Origin of the sequence: Corynebacterium sp. HMSC073H12 (assembly GCF_001837775.1) — a bacterium.
Taxonomy (GTDB): Bacteria; Actinomycetota; Actinomycetes; order Mycobacteriales; family Mycobacteriaceae; genus Corynebacterium; species Corynebacterium amycolatum.
In genome coordinates, this window is record NZ_KV834033.1 from 294945 (window position 1) to 310471 (window position 15527).

Below are 15527 nucleotides of genomic sequence, written 5' to 3' on the forward strand. Positions count from 1 at the left end.
AGCACCCGTGAGCAATGATCGACCCGATAGCCCAGGCGGTCCTAACAGCCCTCACGAGGGCCAGGGTTCTAATTCATCAGGCGAGTGGTGGGATCAGCCGGATGCTGATTCCTTCAATACGCACACACGCTCCGATGACGCATCGCTGGACGACGATTCCAGCGACAGCATTGATGCTGTTTCGACCGGTGGCAATGACGAGGGTCTGGCTACCGATTCAGAGATGACGTCGGCAAGCGAGCCGAACCCGGCGAAGGGGCAGTACGTCTCAGATGACTATGAACCAGATGACCATGAAGAGGAAAGCTCGATGGCGCAAGAAGAACAGCCGACTGATAATAAGCGGCGAATTTTAGCGTGGCTCGGTCTAGCCGTGGCGCTGGTCGTGCTGTTGCCGGTAGTTGTGTTCGGTGTTGCTTATGCGACAACGGACGTGCCGGAGCCAGAGGAGTTGGCCAATAGCCAGATTGCGGTGATTTATGACCGTACTGGTGAAAAGGAAATCACGCGCATCGTCCCCGAGGGCGGTAACCGAAGCAACATCACTATCGACAAGGTGCCGGATGCTGTACGCAATGCAGTGCTGGCAGCTGAGGATCGTGATTTCTATACCAACCCGGGTTTCTCCCTGACTGGTTATGGCCGTGCGGCTCTGGGAGTCGTGACTGGTAATTCCAGTGCCGGTGGCGGCTCGACCATTACGCAGCAGTACGTCAAGAATGCTGTGGTGGGCAATGAGCGCACGCTGACCCGTAAGGCCAAGGAACTGGTCATGTCGGCGAAGATGGCGCGGGAGTGGACTAAGGACGAAATCCTTGAGGCTTACCTCAACACGATTTACTTTGGTCGTAACGCATACGGTATCGCGGCAGCGTCGAAGGCCTACTTCGGTAAGGAAGTCAGTGAGCTGAATGCCGAAGAGGGTGCCGTGCTGGCAGCCTCGATTCAGCGTCCATCCGCACTGGATCCGTGGACTAACCGTCCAGAGGCGGAGCAGCGTTGGAACTACGTCCTCGATGGCCTGGTGGAGATGAACATCGTCTCGCCGCAGGACCGCGCGGGAATGCAGTACCCGGAGACCATCGATCCGGCGTTGGCGCCGAAGCAGGCTCCGGAGCCCGGCCCGGCTGCCATGATTAAGAATCAGGTGCTGGCTGAGTTGGAGCGCGAAGGTATCTCCGAGCAGGAGGTCAACACTGGCGGTCTACGCATTACGACGACCATTGACCCGACGGTACAGCAGGCTGCCCTGGATGCGATGGAAAACTACGTCGACCAGTCAACGGGTTTGCGTGCCGCCATCGTTTCGGTGGAGCCGAAGACCGGTGCTGTCCGCGCTTACTACGGTGGCGACGATCCGGCTGGTTGGGACTACGCAAACAGCGGTCTGCAGACCGGCTCTACTTTCAAGATTTTTGCGCTGGCAGCAGCGCTCGATCAGGGCATTCCGCTGACCGCGCAGTACTCTTCGGCACCTGTCCAGTCCGGTAACGCCACTCTGTACAACGCCGGTGGTGCCGGCGGTGGTGTCCTCCCGATTTACGAGTCCCTGAAGCAGTCGCTGAACACCCCGTTTATTCGCCTGCAGCGCGACCTGAAGAATGGCCCGGATGACACCGCCAAAATGGCTCATCGTCTGGGTGTGGCTGAGTCCATCCCGGGTATTGAAAAGACTCTGATGGATGACAACGGTCACTCGCAGGATGGTATTACCTTGGGGCAGTACCTCTCACGTCCGCTGGATATGGCCGTTGGTCTGGCTACGCTGACCAATGATGGTGTCTATCAGCAGACTCACTTCGTCGAGAAGGTCGAAAACTCCAAGGGCGAGATTGTTTACGAGTCCAATGTCGACAAGGGCGACCGTCGAGTCTCCAAGGCAGTCGCCACCAATGTGATATCGGCCATGGAGCCTGTTGCCGGCTACAGCAACAAGCCCTTGAGCGGTGGTCGCCCGTCGGCCGCCAAGACCGGTACTACGCAGTTGGGTGACACCGGCCAGAACAAGGATGCGTGGATGATTGGTTCGACGCCTCAGCTGTCGACTGCAGTGTGGGTTGGCAACGTCGATGGTTCGGCGCTCTACAACGCCTACGGTGGCATCATGTACGGTGCCCAAACCCCGGGCGATCTGTGGAAGTACACCATGGATAACGCACTGTCTAACGAGGACTTTGAGTACTTCACCAAGCCGGAACCAATCGGTGGTGTCGCAGGTGCGCCGCAGTACCAGGCGCCGTCGACCTCTGACTCTGGCTATGACCAGGGCTCTGCCCCGGAGACCACAGAAGAGGAGTCGGCCGAGGAGTCGACCTCTGAGTCCTCCGAGGAGCAGCCTGCACCCCTTCCGGTTCCGGGTGGCGATGGCGGCGGTGGCGGCGGTGGCGGCGGAATCGCTGACCTACTGCCCATCCCGCTTCCGGGAGGCGGTGGTCTCGACAGTGGCAATGAAGGCGGCGGAGACCCCGGTAACCCTGGAGGTGGACAATAAGTGGATACGTGGGTGATTTTCACCATCGTCTGCGTCGCGATCGGCTTCCTGATGTTCGGCACGGCCTTTTGGGGCTTCATGCAGAAGTGGAAACCGGCAATCATTTGGGCCCTGTGCCTGGCAGCCTTCCTATTCGCGACAGTCATTCCGGTGATTATCGCGTTGGCACATGCTTCCTCGACATCAATGTAGGACGGAGACCAGGTAGTCAGCTGGTAGAGCGCTAACTGCCCACTAAGCACGCGACAACTTCACAATTCAAAGAGACGCACGCAGTAGCTCTGTGTGCGTCTCTTTGTATTCGGCGCCCCGACGCCGCTTGCCAGTACTGCTTGCCGATGGCGCCTGCGATTAGGACATATACCTCTGCCTGCGGTACCCTGGCAGGGTTGCTTGACGCAACGATCCTCCTGCTGCATAGCGGTTGGCATGAAAGATAGTGCCAGCGCACCACGCTGTGTAGCCGAAATACAAGAACTAGACCATAGGAGGTGATGAGGTCCGTGCGTCACTACGAAGTAATGATTATTATCGATCCGTCTCAGGATGAGCGCACCGTAGGCCCGTCCCTGGAGAAGTACCTCGACGTTGTCCGCAAGGAGAACGGCAAGGTGGAGAAGGTGGACATCTGGGGTAAGCGCCACCTCGCCTACCCAATCGAGAAGAAGGAAGACGGCATCTACGTTGTCGTCGACCTCACCTGCGAGTCCGCAACCGTGTTGGAACTCGACCGTCGTCTGAATCTGAACGACAGCATCCTGCGCACCAAGGTGCTGCGGGTTGATCGTTAATCTGCGTCATATTTGCGTATCCAGAGTGCTCGAATGGGGCACACCGGTAATGCGAAAGCCGTAGGATAGCGGGCGAAAGCCCCATCATCAGCTCGACAGAATACAACCGAGGAGAAGAAGCATGGCTCAGGGAGACGTACAAATCACAGTGGTTGGCAACTTGGTTGCTGACCCGGAGCTTAAGTACACCCAGAACGGCACCGCCGTGGCGAATTTCCGCGTCGCGTCGACTCCGCGGGTGTACCGAGATGGCCAGTGGGTTGACGGCGAGGGCATGTTCCTCACCTGCAGCCTGTGGCGTGAGGCAGCGGAGAATGCTGTCGAAAGTCTCTCCAAGGGCATGCGCGTCATCGTCCAGGGTCGTCTGCGCCAGCGCAGCTACGAGACCCGCGAGGGCGAGCGTCGTACCGTCTTTGAGGTTGAGGTCGATGAGGTGGGTCCGTCCCTGAAGTTCGCTCGAGCTCAGGTCACGCGCACTCCACGCAACGGCGGTGGAAACTTTGGCGGCGGTAACCGCGGCCAGGGTGGAAATGCCGGTGGTGGCTTCGGCGGTGGCTTTGGTGGAAACCAGGGCAACCAGGGTGGACAGAGCGATCGTGGTTTTGGTGGCGGAGCTCCTGCGGAAGATCCGTGGAACTCAGCTCCACCGGCCGGTGGCGGCTTCGGCGGCGATGAGCCTCCGTTCTAAGCTCCTTCGAGCCACGGCATTACGTGACTAGTTTGCAGCAGATTTAGCATCCACAATTCTCATAATCTTTTAAAGACATATCCAGCGAAAGGCAGGGATCATGAAGCTGATCCTCACCGCCGACGTTGACAAGCTCGGTGTCGCAGGCGACATCGTTGAGGTCAAGGCCGGCTACGGACGTAACTACCTGCTTCCTCGCGGACTGGCAATTGTTGCCACCCGCGGCGCAGAAAAGCAGATCGAGGGCATTCGTCGTGCCCAGGAGGCTCGCGCTATCCGCGACCTCGACCATGCACGTGAAGTCAAGCAGAAGATTGATTCGCTCGACAACGTCTCCGTTGCTGTGAAGGCTTCGGAAAATGGCAAGCTGTTCGGTTCCGTCACCAAGGGTGACATCGCCGATGCAGTTCGTAAGGCTTCCGGTCAGGCTATCGATAAGCGCGCAGTCGTGCTTGCTCCGAGCCAGATCAAGTCCCTTGGTAAGCACACCGTTGACATCGCGCTGCACCCGCAGATTACCGCGCATGTTTCCGTACAGGTCGTCGCCGCGTAAGTTCGCGGTTTAGAGTTTTTACTTTGACGGCGGCTGACGAGCACCGCGTTTAAAGACTGCGCGGGCTCTGAGGCCCAATGACAACAGCACACGTGAAGCTCTGATCTTTCGTAGTGAAAGGTCGGGGCTTTTCGTGGTTTAAGGCTGGTTTAAAGCCTTTTACGCAGGTGGTGGAAAGAGCGTCTACGACTTGTCCACAAGCTAACGATGATTGCTGTGGATAAACCTGTGGGTAACATGCCTGGCTGCCGTGGATAACTTTTCTGGAGAGTGCGAGATTTTTATTAATTCATCGTTAATAATCTCCGCATGAGCAGCATCGATGCTAAAGAGGTAACAGAGGATCACATTCGTACAGGTTTAAGGCAGATATGTACTGACCTGCGTAGATAGAATATTTTCGGATTGAAACTCCACTACCCCCATTAACATTCAAGCGGCGGTTTAGGGTTACGGACCGTTCACCTGGACTTTTCTTGATTGTGCACATGTTCTCCCCAGGCTTATCCACAGGTGCTGTGGATAACGTCGGGGATAAACCCCGTAGAAGATTGTTTTCTGGGGCCTTCAAGGGTACTTTTACAGGTCCGTCAATCCGCTCGAACAGGTATAACTGCGGTAGGTAGTCAGGTGTCCAGTGCTGGCGGTCGGAACAGACATATTGAGTGTGATGGTCAGTCAGCAACAGGGTTGAAAAGGCACCTAAGTGGTCCAGAAGGGGAGGAGCTGCTCACGATGAGTCAGCCTGTAGGTGATGGTGGTCATTCCGGAGCAGGGGACGAGGCGTCGTCCTATTCGGTGAATTCCCACGATGATTCTTTCGATGACGTTCCGCTGCCCCCGGAACCGCCGGTAGAGGATGCGCCACCGGAGAAGTATTCTTTCTCGCAGAGCTCGGGCATCGGATCGTCGGCAAGCGGATCTGGGGCGCGGGACTGGGAGCGAGACCGCGGTCGTGGCGCTCGTGCGAGTGCGGTCGCGGGCGCGACTTTTGAGCGCACGCCGCCGCACAATATCGAGGCGGAGCAGAGTGTGCTCGGCGCGATGCTGCTGAACTCAGAGGTCGTCGCCGATGTGTACGAGCAGCTGACACCGGAGGATTTCTACCGACCGGCGCACCAGACGATTTACTCGGCGATTTTGCACCTCTACGGTGAGTCCTCGGAAATTGACCCCATTTTGCTGGCAGGTCGTCTGGATCGAACTGGAGACCTGGAGCGCATCGGTGGTCCGCTGTACCTGCACACCTTGGCCTCCCTGGTGCCAACGGCGGCGAATGCGCAGTTCTATGCCCGCATTGTTGCGGAGAAGGCGACAATCCGTCGTCTGGTAGAGGCCGGCACGAAGATCGCCCAGATCGGCTATGCGGGCGCGGAGGATACGGAGCCGGAACAGCTGGTGGATGAGGCGCAGCAGCTCATCTTCAGCGTTGGACGTGAGAACACGAAGAATGACTACGTTCCCATCGCCGATGTCCTGGATGACACGCTGGAGGAACTGGATCTTATTACCCAAAACGGCGGTCTGGCACAGGGTGTACCGACGGGGATTACCAACCTGGACAAGCTGACGAACGGTCTTCACCCAGGTCAGATGGTGATTATTGCGGCTCGCCCGGGGGTGGGTAAGTCGACGCTTGCGATGGACTTCATGCGTTCGGCCTCGATTCGCAACGGCATGACCAGTGCAATTTTCTCGTTGGAAATGTCGCGCAATGAAATCATGATGCGCATCATGTCCGCAGAGGCGAAGATCAACATGGCATCTTTGCGCTCCGGTGACCTGGATGAGCGGGACTGGACCAAGCTGGTCGAGGTCGGCGACAAGATCCGCGATGCTCCGCTGTTTATTGATGACTCGCCGAACCTGACCATGATGGAGATTCGCGCGAAGGCACGTCAGCTGAAGCAGAAGCACGATCTGAAGATGATCGTGGTCGACTACCTGCAGCTGATGAGCTCGGGTAAAAAAGTCGAGTCCAGGCAGCAAGAGGTCTCGGAGTTCTCCCGTCAGCTCAAGTTGTTGGCGAAGGAACTCGAGGTACCGCTGATTGCAATTTCGCAGCTGAACCGTGGTCCGGAAGCTCGCACAGATAAGAAGCCACAGGTCTCGGATCTGCGTGAGTCGGGCTCACTGGAGCAGGATGCCGATATCGTCATGCTGATTTACCGGCCGGACTCGCAGGAGGCCGACCATGAACGTGCTGGTGAGGCGGATATTATCGTCGCAAAGCACCGTGGTGGGCCGACCGGAAGCATTGCTGTGGCCCACCAGCTGCACTACTCCAGGTTCGCCAACCTGGCGGAGGAGCCCAGCGGTTCTCTCTAGGTTCCTTACCTAGCCACCCAGAATTAGTGCAATCCGGGTGGCTAGGTAAGGTGAGTGACAGTCAATGGGGCGAGTTTTCGTGCGTTGATGGTTTTGAAGGTTTTGAGGGTTACGCGGAGTCGTCGGGAAGCGGGGAAGCACTATGTCACAAACTGCCGCTCCCGTGGCAGCGGAGGCCAAAGCTAAAAGGCAGAAGAGCGTGCCGAAACAGCGCGTCGGCTGGGTAGATGCGGCCAAGGGGCTGTGCATTCTCTTAGTTGTGCTTGGCCATGCCATCACAGAGCTGCAAGCGCACGGTTACTACACGGCTCAGTGGGCGGGGATTAACTTCTTCCTCGGACCAATTCGTATGCCGCTGTTTTTCCTGCTATCTGGTCTGTTCGCCGGCAAGGCACTCAAGGAGTCGTGGCATAAGTTGGCCAATCGCCGAATCTGGGTGATGGTCTATCTCTACGTGATTTGGGTTCCACTGCGTGACTTCGTGCTTTTCCTCATGCCATATACGCACGTGGATGCCGATGGCATCGTGTCTCCGCCGCCGATTACGGACCAGAGCGCGTGGGGGCCGAGAATTTACAACACGCTTCACGCAGTCATCGAGCCAACTTCCTACCTGTGGTTCCTGTGGGCGCTGGCCCTGTTTGCAATTCTCACACGAGCATTCCGCTGGGTACATCCGGTGATTCAGCTCATCGTTTCCGGCCTCATTAGTGCATGGGCGCCTTTTGCCTCGTCCAGCTGGTCGTGGGACTTTGTCAGCAAGATGCTGTTCTTCTACGTGCTGGGCATGTACGGTGCGCCCTGGATCTTCCGGATGGCACAGCGTCGCAGCGGCCTCTCACTGCTAGTGACGCTGACGGCGTTCCTGTCGGTGGCAATCTGGGTGCAGGCGACCTACTCGAGCTTTAACGAAGGCAACGTCGGCTTCACCCGCGTGTACCTGTCCACCACTGGCGCACTGGCTGCAATCAATGTCATGGCGATGCTGCAGAACACTCGCCTAGTTGTGCCCTTTGAAAAGATTGGCGGTCGAACGCTGCCTATCTTCCTCATGCACATTCCAATGTTGGTTGTGGTCATGATTATTTGCGACCTCATCCTGCCGAAGGACCCACACTTGGTCATCATGACTCCACTGGTGGCCATCATCGCGGCAATGCTGTGTCTCGGTCTGCACAGGTTGCTGCTTGCCATCGGTGCCGGGTGGCTCTTCGTCCGTCCTGCGTGGGTAGTGCGCATGACTACGCCGGGACAGCGTGCTCTTCAGCGCAGCCAGAATCCTCCCTCCCAGCCTGAAGGCGAGGCTCCGCATCAGCTGAAGAGCGAACCTGCTTCCTAATTCAGCTCAACAAGGCGGTAGCGTGGAACCGAGAGCCGATTAGGCGGCAGAAGTGACACAGAGAATAGCCATGAAGAAATGAGAAAGCCATGCGTCTAGCAACGTTGCGATACCAGGGTGCAACCCGCGCCGCTGTTCTCGGCGACGGCGTAGCGGTCCTTTTTGATGACCACTGTCTCGGAGATGTGTTAGCGCGGCCAACGTGGCGTCGTGAAGCGGAAGAACTCTTAGCGGAGGCGGGGAACAACCCTGACAACGTCATGGCGGAGAGCACGTGGGCGTTCGCGCCGCTGATCACGCGGCCGGGCAAGATTGTCTGCGTCGGCCTGAACTATGCCGCGCACATCGATGAGATGGGGCACGAGCGCCCAGAGGTGCCGACGTTATTCGCGAAGTTTGCCGACGCCGTCGCTGGCGCCAAGGATGACATCCGAGTGCCGGAGGCCTGCGCGGAAAAGCTCGATTACGAAGGCGAACTCGCGGTTATCGTCGGCGAGACCTGCTTGCAGGTGTCGGAGGAGCAGGCGCAGGACGCTATCGCTGGGTACGCGATTATGAATGACTTCACCCAGCGCGATTTCCAGTACGCCACCGCGCAGTGGCTACAGGGGAAGACGTTGCAGCGCGCCAGTGCTTTCGGGCCGTGGATGCTCACAGCCGATGCTTTCGATGCGGACTCCGCACGGGTGCGCACATACGTCGACGGAGAGTTGCGCCAGGATGCCCCGATTGCGGACCTTGTTTTCTCCCCGGCGAAGTTAATCGCCTACATCTCACAGTTCGTGCAGCTGAACCCGGGCGATGTCATCTCCACGGGAACGCCGGCGGGTGTTGGCCACGGCATGAGCCCGCAGACCTACCTTCAGGATGGTCAGGAAATGATCATCACCATCGATGGCCTGGGTAAACAGGCCAATACCGTCCGCATCAACCACTAGCACGCGCCGCTTTACGACGTCCCCGCGAACCCGGCGGGAATGAATCGACTCCCGCGTGCGTTGTGGGAGACTAACGGGTAAAAACCTACGTAAAGAACGTGAAGTTAGAACACAACGTTAAAGAGTAAGAGGAGTTAGACCCATGGCAACTGTTGATATTACGAACGAGACTTTCGCTGAAACTATTCAAAACAACGACATTGTGCTCGTTGATGCCTGGGCATCCTGGTGCGGTCCGTGCCGCCAGTTCGCCCCGATTTATGAGAAAGCTTCGGAGAAGCACTCAGAGGTAGTGTTCGCAAAGCTGGACACCGATGCAAACCAGGAGGTTTCGGCCGCCCTGGGCATTCAGTCGATTCCGACGCTGTTTGTTTTCCGCGAGGGAATCCTGCTGTTCCAGCACTCTGGTGTGCTGCCTGAGACCGCTCTGAGCGACCTGATTGGCCAAGCTTCGGAGCTGAACATGGATGATGTCCGTGCGCAGATTGCCGAGCAGGCCGCACAGGATAGCGCTACCGAGTAGACTCTGCGGTTTAGTCCGCATACTGTGCGTTTTCCAACTTGGAGCACTGCCGCGTAAGTCCCCGCGTCTCAAGCCCGCGGGGGCTTTTTGTATCTAGTCCGCGCGCTGGCCACGAATGAGCCAGCCAATACCAAAGCCAGCGAGTGCCGCTACTAGCGCCCACAGGGCTGGAGCGACTTTGTTTGAGTCCTCCTCAATCGACAGTGCTGCGCTGGTGCGGGCATGCTTTGTTTCCTTCTCACCTGTTGGTAAAACCTGCCCGCCCGGGAACACGTGCTTGACAGCTTCGGTGAGGTCGTTGGCGGTCAGGTTTTTGCCCAGAACCGCGATAGCGTAACGGTCATCGTCGCCAAGGAATCCGGCAGTGGTGTGCTGCTCTTCGTACCAACCGGACTTGTTGGCAATCGTTTCCTTCGGTAGCGCTGCACGCAGACCGAAGTTCTGGTCTGCATCGCCGTAGGAGTAGCGCGGCAGGGAGTACATCAGCTGACGCATGTATTTGGTCTCCGTGTCGCTCAGTCCGCCTTCTTCGCTCAGCATGCGGTCAAAGTAGGCGACCATGTCGGCTGGCGTACTAGTGGTGGCTCCCCACATAGGCGAGCCGACGGTCTTATCCGACAGGCCGTAGCGCTGCCGGACATTGTCAACGATGCGTACACCGCCGTAGGAATCCCACAGCTCGTCAGTTGCTTCGTTGTTGGAGTATCGAATCATGTCGTCGCGCAGCATGGCGTCGGGGTTGCCCTCAACCGGCATATCGCCCTGGCCAGCGACGATTTCGCCCTTCTTCGGCTGCGTGTAGTTGGAGTAGGCCACGACGTCGGCGACGAATACCTTCATCAGGCTGGCGAGGCGAAAAACATCATCACAGTGTGTGTTGCAGATGAACTCACCGGTCTGGCGATCCAGGATGCCCATGCCGAGCATGCCGCCCTTAGCATCAAGCTTCTCAGTCACTTGGTCGAGACGAGTTTGGACGCCAAGGCCCCACTGGGTCTTCGCCCCTGGCACAAGTGGGGGAAACGCCTTCGGCTCACTTTTCGCAGTGCTTTCCGACGGCTCCCTCGAGGACGTTTCCGATGTCGTTGAAGAGGTTTTCTCAGTCGACTTCTCTGCCGACTTCTCTGCGGTTTTCCCTGTACTCTTCTCGGGGGCCTTTCCTGTTGGTTTTTCGGTAGTCTTCTTGGTTTTTGCGTCAGAGGGCTTAGTTGGCTCCGTTGAGGATGGAGCTGCTACGACTACCTGCGAAAATGCTCCGGCATCGGTGGAGTCAGCAGTTGCGGCGGCTGTCGCGTTAGCCAGCGGTGCAGTTGCTGACAGAGTAATTACCGCGGCGAGACTCGCGGCAAGTCCGCGGTACGCGCGTTGAGGGCAATGAACCATGTTTAGAGAGTTTACAACTCTGGGGAAGTCTTGCTTGTCGGTAACCAGCTCTTTCCGTTTTGCCGAGAGAGAGCGAGCTAGCTCACGTACAATTTTTTAAGAGATGGAATCTTCTCGGTTCCGATTAGTTATTCCGCATATGTTGAGGAAGGTTGGATTTGCATGGCTAATCCATTTGCCAAGGGCTGGAAGTACATGATGTCTTCGTTCGATAAGAAGATCGAGGACAATGCGGATCCTAAGGTTCAGATTGCACAGGCAGCTGAGGCCGAGCGTCAGCGCCATCAGGAGATTCAGCGTCAGGCTGCGGCTATCATCGGCAACCGCAATCAGCTGGAAATGCAGCTGGGGCGGTTGACCTCCGAGCGTGACAAGATTACCGAGAACACCCGCCAGGCACTCGCCAATGCGGATCAGGCTCGTGCCAAGGGCGATGAGGCCACTGCACAGAAGATGGAAAGCACTGCTGAGGTGTTTGCCACCCAGCTGGTGAATGTTGAAAAGGAGCTGGAAAATACTACGCAGCTCCACCAGCAGGCCGTATCTGCTGCTGAGGAGGCACAGCGTCAGGCGCAGCAGTCGCAGGCTCGCTACGAGCAGATTAAGCAGGATATCCGCAAGCTGGAGTCGCAGGCGGATCAGGCCAAGATGCAAGAGGCCGCGTCGAAGACTCTCCAGAGCATGCAGGGTATTTCCGAGGATCCGAATGTGCCGACTTTGGATTCGGTCCGTGAGAAGATTGAAGGCCGCTACGCCAATGCGTTGGGCGCTCAGGAGCTCGCGGAATCCTCACAAGCAGGTCGCATGGCTGAGATCGAGACTTCGACTCGCGATGCCGCTGCCGACATGCGCCTGGCCGAAATTCGTGCCCAGATGAATAATGAAAGCGCTGCTCTCGAATCCGGTTCTGCCGCGAAGGATAACGCCGGCGAGCTGGAGTCCGCCGAGTCCGCCGAGGCCGTTGAGGACACCACAACGGACGCAGACGAAGCGAAGTAGCCTTCACCAGTTGCCAACAATCGCCAACAAGAAAGTGTCGGGGTTTATGGCAGTTTGAGCGGGAAAAATCACCGTAAACTGCTATAAACCCCGACACTTTCTCGCGTCAGCCGCACCAGCACCGCCAGCAGCGCCGGCAGCGCTGAAGCCGCCGAAACTGCCGAAGCCGTGAGGCGCGCTACTTCTCCAATTCGCCGTTCTTCCGCGCGAGCAGCACCCCGCGGATACCGGCGTGGAAACCATCGCGCAGATTGACGCGCTGCGTCTCCGTCAGCGTGTATTCGTGCAGGGTTTCGCACGCAAACTGCAGCAGCGGACGATCAATGTCCGGCGGCAGCCCACCACCAGAGAGCAAGTGGGCACTATCGCGCGCCTGCTCGTTCGCAATATTCTCGTACCACCAGTTCGCGTACTGCTGTCCCACATCGAACGGCGTCTGGAAACCCGCGGATGCCCACACCTCGTTCGGCAGGGGCACGTATCGACTACGCAGCTTCCTCCTTGGCGCCATCATCGAAGGATTCGGCCGCGGGCTTGGTTTCGGTGTATTCGCGTTGGCGCCGTCTTCGCTTGCCGACGGCTCCGTCGCCGACTCCCCACTGCCGGTTGCAGTCGACGACGCGGAATCGGAGGCAGACGCGCCTGCATTCTCGGCGCCGGAGTTGTTCGCAGGGTCGTTACCAGCCCCACTGCCAGTGTTGACTGCCGCGCCGGGCATGGCCGCTGGAGAAGGCTGCGTTGGTTGCGCTGGCTGCGTTTGCTGTGTTTGCTGTGTTGGCGAGGCAGCCGAAACGCCCGAAGCAGCGGAATCCACCTGGGTAGCTTCCGAACCGCCGGTGCGCTCTACCTCAGCGCGGTGCTCAGCCTGCGCCGGGATTTCCCGGGCACCCATCTTAGCCGCGTGCTCGACCTCGTTGAACTTCGGCGAGTCGGCCTTGGCCGTCGGCGTGGCTGCGGCATTGTCTTCGCTGCGACAGTCGGAGTCGCGGTCAGCCGTGGGGGATGGCACAACGCGCTGGTCCTGCGGAACCTCCGGAGTGCCGGCCTCCGGCGAAGCAACGTCACCGTCGGTAGCGGAGGGAGTGTTCTCCGTGCCGTCGTCAAGCGAGTCCTCGCCCGGAGGAGTGATGCGCGTATCCGGTACGCAGGTGGCGCCGAGATCTTCGATTGGTTCGGCATCGCCCAGCGGCTTATTCGTGCGGACGACCGGTGGGATTGGGCCCTCGAGGACATTGAGCTGCATGGCGTCGGCGAAGTCCTCGCGGGGATCGAGGATTGTCGTCGAATCGCAGGCATGGCGAAGCGCACCGGACATGGAGTCCCAGCCGAAGCCGTAGAGATGCACGCGCACACCGGCGGCCGAAGCCTCAGCGACACCGGGCAGCATGTCCGCATCGCCCGAGACCAGCACGATATCGGAAACTTGGTTGCGCAGGCCGGCGACAACCATGTCTGCGACGAGTCGCGTATCGACGGCCTTCTGCGTCCGTCGGTCACCCCATTCAATGAGCTGACCTGCGCGCAGCTGCACACCATCAATCGTGCGCAGTGAGCGCTGGTAACGATGCGGCCCCGACTCCGGGATGCCGTCGTACCAAAGTTGCCGCTGAACTGGCTGGTTCAGCTGCTGGTTAATCATTCGGTCAAGGACACTAACTACTTCTCTAAGGTCGATTTCTAATTGCCCGCGGGCTCCGGTTTCCCACGAGTTGTAAAAGCTCGCCAGTAAATATGACGTATCGACGAACACCAATGTGCGTTCAAGCATGGCTCCTAATTCCTGATTCTTTATTAACTAAATAAGCAAACCGGTTACATCGACAAGGATGCCCGAATAATTCATTCTATGCGCTAAACATGTTTAACTTCAGGGACTATTCTTAATAAGCCGCATTACTTTGACCGCTCTTCGCGGGTTGGCAGAAGTGCGAGTCGACGAGAAAACACCGATCAATTTAGGTATTGACGTGCAGAGAACTCGCCCCGCGAAGAGTGCGACCACACAGGAGAAGGGGAGTTACAAACAGGTATGAGACGCTGGTTCGGCCTATTGGTTCTCATTACTGTGTTGGGGCAAGCGGTTTTTAACGGCGGTCGCGTGCTGCTTTCTTGGCGAGTCCTCGATTTTGGCGGTTCCGCCGCCACCGTCGGTTGGTTCACTGCCGCATTTTCACTTGTACCTCTTATTATTGCGCTTCCCGCCGGCAAGCTTGTCGACAGCCATCGTGCCACCGAAGTCATGTACTCCGGTCTCGTCGCCACCGTCATCGCTGCAGCAGTAATGGCGCTCTCGCCGAACCTACCTATTCTTCTGCTCGGCTACGTGGCCCTGGGTTTTGCCCACATGACCACGCTCATCGCCGCTCAAGGCATGGTTTCGCACCTGCGTGGCGGCGTCGCCGGGCTTGATAGCCTCTTTGCATACTTCACGCTTGGAATCTCCGTCGGGCAATTCCTCGGCATCGTCGGTGCAGGTCTGCTCACTCCCAACCACGACGGTAGCGCCATGACCGCCACCACTTCCGCACTCTGGGCGATGACGGGAATCGGTGCGGTCGCCCTGGTCATCGGCTGGCCGGTCGCAACTGCTTATCGACGGCACGAAGCGAATGCAACCGCCGAAGTGCAAGCTGCTAGCTCAACTGAGTATTCTCCGGCGTCGACTGTTAGCGACCGCAGCCGGATGGAGGAGAGGCGGCCGGCGCAGGCCGAAGCCAGTGGCGCATCGGTCTTAAGCATCCTGCGTATCGACGGCATGTCCAGCGCCATGGCTGTCTCAATTGCGGTCATCGTAGCCATTGACCTGTTGACGGCATATGTGCCGGTGCTGGGACGTGAACTGGGCTTTAGTGTTGCCGAGGTGACGGCGATCCTTGGTGCGCGTAGTGGTCTTGCGATTATTTCCCGAGCCCTCATGCCGACTGTTTTGCGCAGAGCTAATCGCAATCGGGTCCTTATCATTGCAGTTTGTGCCGGTGTCCTGCCGCTGTTGGCAATGCCGTGGCTACAGAGCGCGTGGCTGATGGTTATCGCGGTTGGTATCTGTGGCTTGGCATGGGGCTTTGTCATGCCTATGTCGATGACGTGGGTGAGCTCCCTGGTGGATGCCGAGGTGCGTGCTCAGGCGCTATCCATCCGGCTGATGGGTAACCGCTTGGCGCAGGTCATCCTGCCGCCGGTTGCTGGCTTGGGTGCTACCGCGATGGGTGCAGGCAGCGTGTTTCTGGGGGCGGGTGCGCTGATGGGTGTCGCGTCTGCCACTGCTTGGCGACGACTCGCAGGTGACAAGGCGGCTCTGACTCAGTAATTGGTCGGTTGCTGAGTTGCTGACGAGTAGCGACCGAGCCGTAGGAAGTTTCTGATTTGGCGTACAGGGTTAACTAAAGTGAATTGTTTTCATGGATCTACCAGCGGATTCGCTTAAATAAGGACGTGTGTGTAATGTATTCGGAGGTCAGCGCGGCTGGGCGGTTGTTGTCTGGTTGGCTGATGTG

At 58.2% G+C, this 15527-nt stretch carries 14 protein-coding genes; 12 read left to right on the forward strand and 2 right to left on the reverse strand.

The genetic code is table 11. The annotated features are described in order from the left end of the window. The first annotated feature begins 7 nt into the window (after nt 1–7). From HMPREF2708_RS05005 to trxA, 9 genes are all read left to right on the forward strand, one after another. Complete coding sequence (locus HMPREF2708_RS05005; protein ID WP_070833060.1) at nt 8–2491, forward strand: transglycosylase domain-containing protein; 2484 nt, start codon at nt 8–10, stop codon at nt 2489–2491. Next, nucleotides 2492–2683 (forward strand): hypothetical protein, encoded by a 192-nt coding sequence (locus HMPREF2708_RS05010; protein ID WP_016421704.1) that lies wholly within the window; start codon nt 2492–2494, stop codon nt 2681–2683. It abuts the gene before it with no gap. A 311-nt stretch (nt 2684–2994) separates the two neighbouring features. Continuing rightward, on the forward strand, nt 2995–3282 hold the full coding sequence (rpsF, locus tag HMPREF2708_RS05015) for a 30S ribosomal protein S6 (protein ID WP_005511978.1): 288 nt from the start codon (nt 2995–2997) through the stop codon (nt 3280–3282). A 121-nt stretch (nt 3283–3403) separates the two neighbouring features. Further along, entirely contained in the window at nt 3404–3970 is a 567-nt protein-coding gene (locus HMPREF2708_RS05020) for a single-stranded DNA-binding protein (protein WP_005511984.1), read from the forward strand. 100 nt (nt 3971–4070) lie between these two features. Further along, nucleotides 4071–4523: a 50S ribosomal protein L9 gene (gene rplI, locus HMPREF2708_RS05025; protein ID WP_005511982.1), complete on the forward strand. Its 453-nt coding sequence runs from the start codon at nt 4071–4073 to the stop codon at nt 4521–4523. A 735-nt stretch (nt 4524–5258) separates the two neighbouring features. Beyond that, nucleotides 5259–6851, forward strand: coding sequence for a replicative DNA helicase (gene dnaB / locus HMPREF2708_RS05030; RefSeq protein WP_070833063.1), 1593 nt, complete (start codon nt 5259–5261; stop codon nt 6849–6851). Nucleotides 6852–6993: 142 nt separating this feature from the next. Beyond that, a complete protein-coding gene (locus tag HMPREF2708_RS05035; RefSeq protein ID WP_070833066.1) occupies nt 6994–8190 on the forward strand; it encodes an acyltransferase family protein in 1197 nt (398 codons plus the stop codon). Nucleotides 8191–8279: 89 nt separating this feature from the next. Further along, nucleotides 8280–9128: a fumarylacetoacetate hydrolase family protein gene (locus HMPREF2708_RS05040; protein WP_070833069.1), complete on the forward strand. Its 849-nt coding sequence runs from the start codon at nt 8280–8282 to the stop codon at nt 9126–9128. A 142-nt stretch (nt 9129–9270) separates the two neighbouring features. After that, nucleotides 9271–9651: a thioredoxin gene (trxA, locus tag HMPREF2708_RS05045; protein WP_070833072.1), complete on the forward strand. Its 381-nt coding sequence runs from the start codon at nt 9271–9273 to the stop codon at nt 9649–9651. Nucleotides 9652–9744: 93 nt separating this feature from the next. On the opposite strand, the gene HMPREF2708_RS05050 is transcribed toward trxA, so the two are convergent. Next, a complete protein-coding gene (locus HMPREF2708_RS05050) occupies nt 9745–10608 on the reverse strand; it encodes a serine hydrolase (protein ID WP_246840342.1) in 864 nt (287 codons plus the stop codon). Between the two features lie 88 nt (nt 10609–10696). On the opposite strand from HMPREF2708_RS05050, the gene HMPREF2708_RS11250 reads away from it, so the two are divergent. Beyond that, complete coding sequence (locus HMPREF2708_RS11250) at nt 10697–11020, forward strand: hypothetical protein (protein ID WP_246840343.1); 324 nt, start codon at nt 10697–10699, stop codon at nt 11018–11020. A gap of 176 nt (nt 11021–11196) precedes the next feature. Next, a complete protein-coding gene (locus HMPREF2708_RS05055; protein ID WP_070833079.1) occupies nt 11197–12033 on the forward strand; it encodes a PspA/IM30 family protein in 837 nt (278 codons plus the stop codon). A 178-nt stretch (nt 12034–12211) separates the two neighbouring features. Here HMPREF2708_RS05055 and HMPREF2708_RS05060 read toward each other — a convergent pair whose 3' ends face one another. Then, the gene (locus HMPREF2708_RS05060; RefSeq protein ID WP_070833081.1) at nt 12212–13801 is read right to left on the reverse strand and encodes an NYN domain-containing protein; all 1590 of its coding nucleotides are present in this window, start codon (nt 13799–13801) and stop codon (nt 12212–12214) included. A 261-nt stretch (nt 13802–14062) separates the two neighbouring features. On the opposite strand from HMPREF2708_RS05060, the gene HMPREF2708_RS05065 reads away from it, so the two are divergent. Next, entirely contained in the window at nt 14063–15340 is a 1278-nt protein-coding gene (locus HMPREF2708_RS05065) for an MFS transporter (protein WP_070833084.1), read from the forward strand. Nucleotides 15341–15527 lie beyond the last annotated feature (187 nt).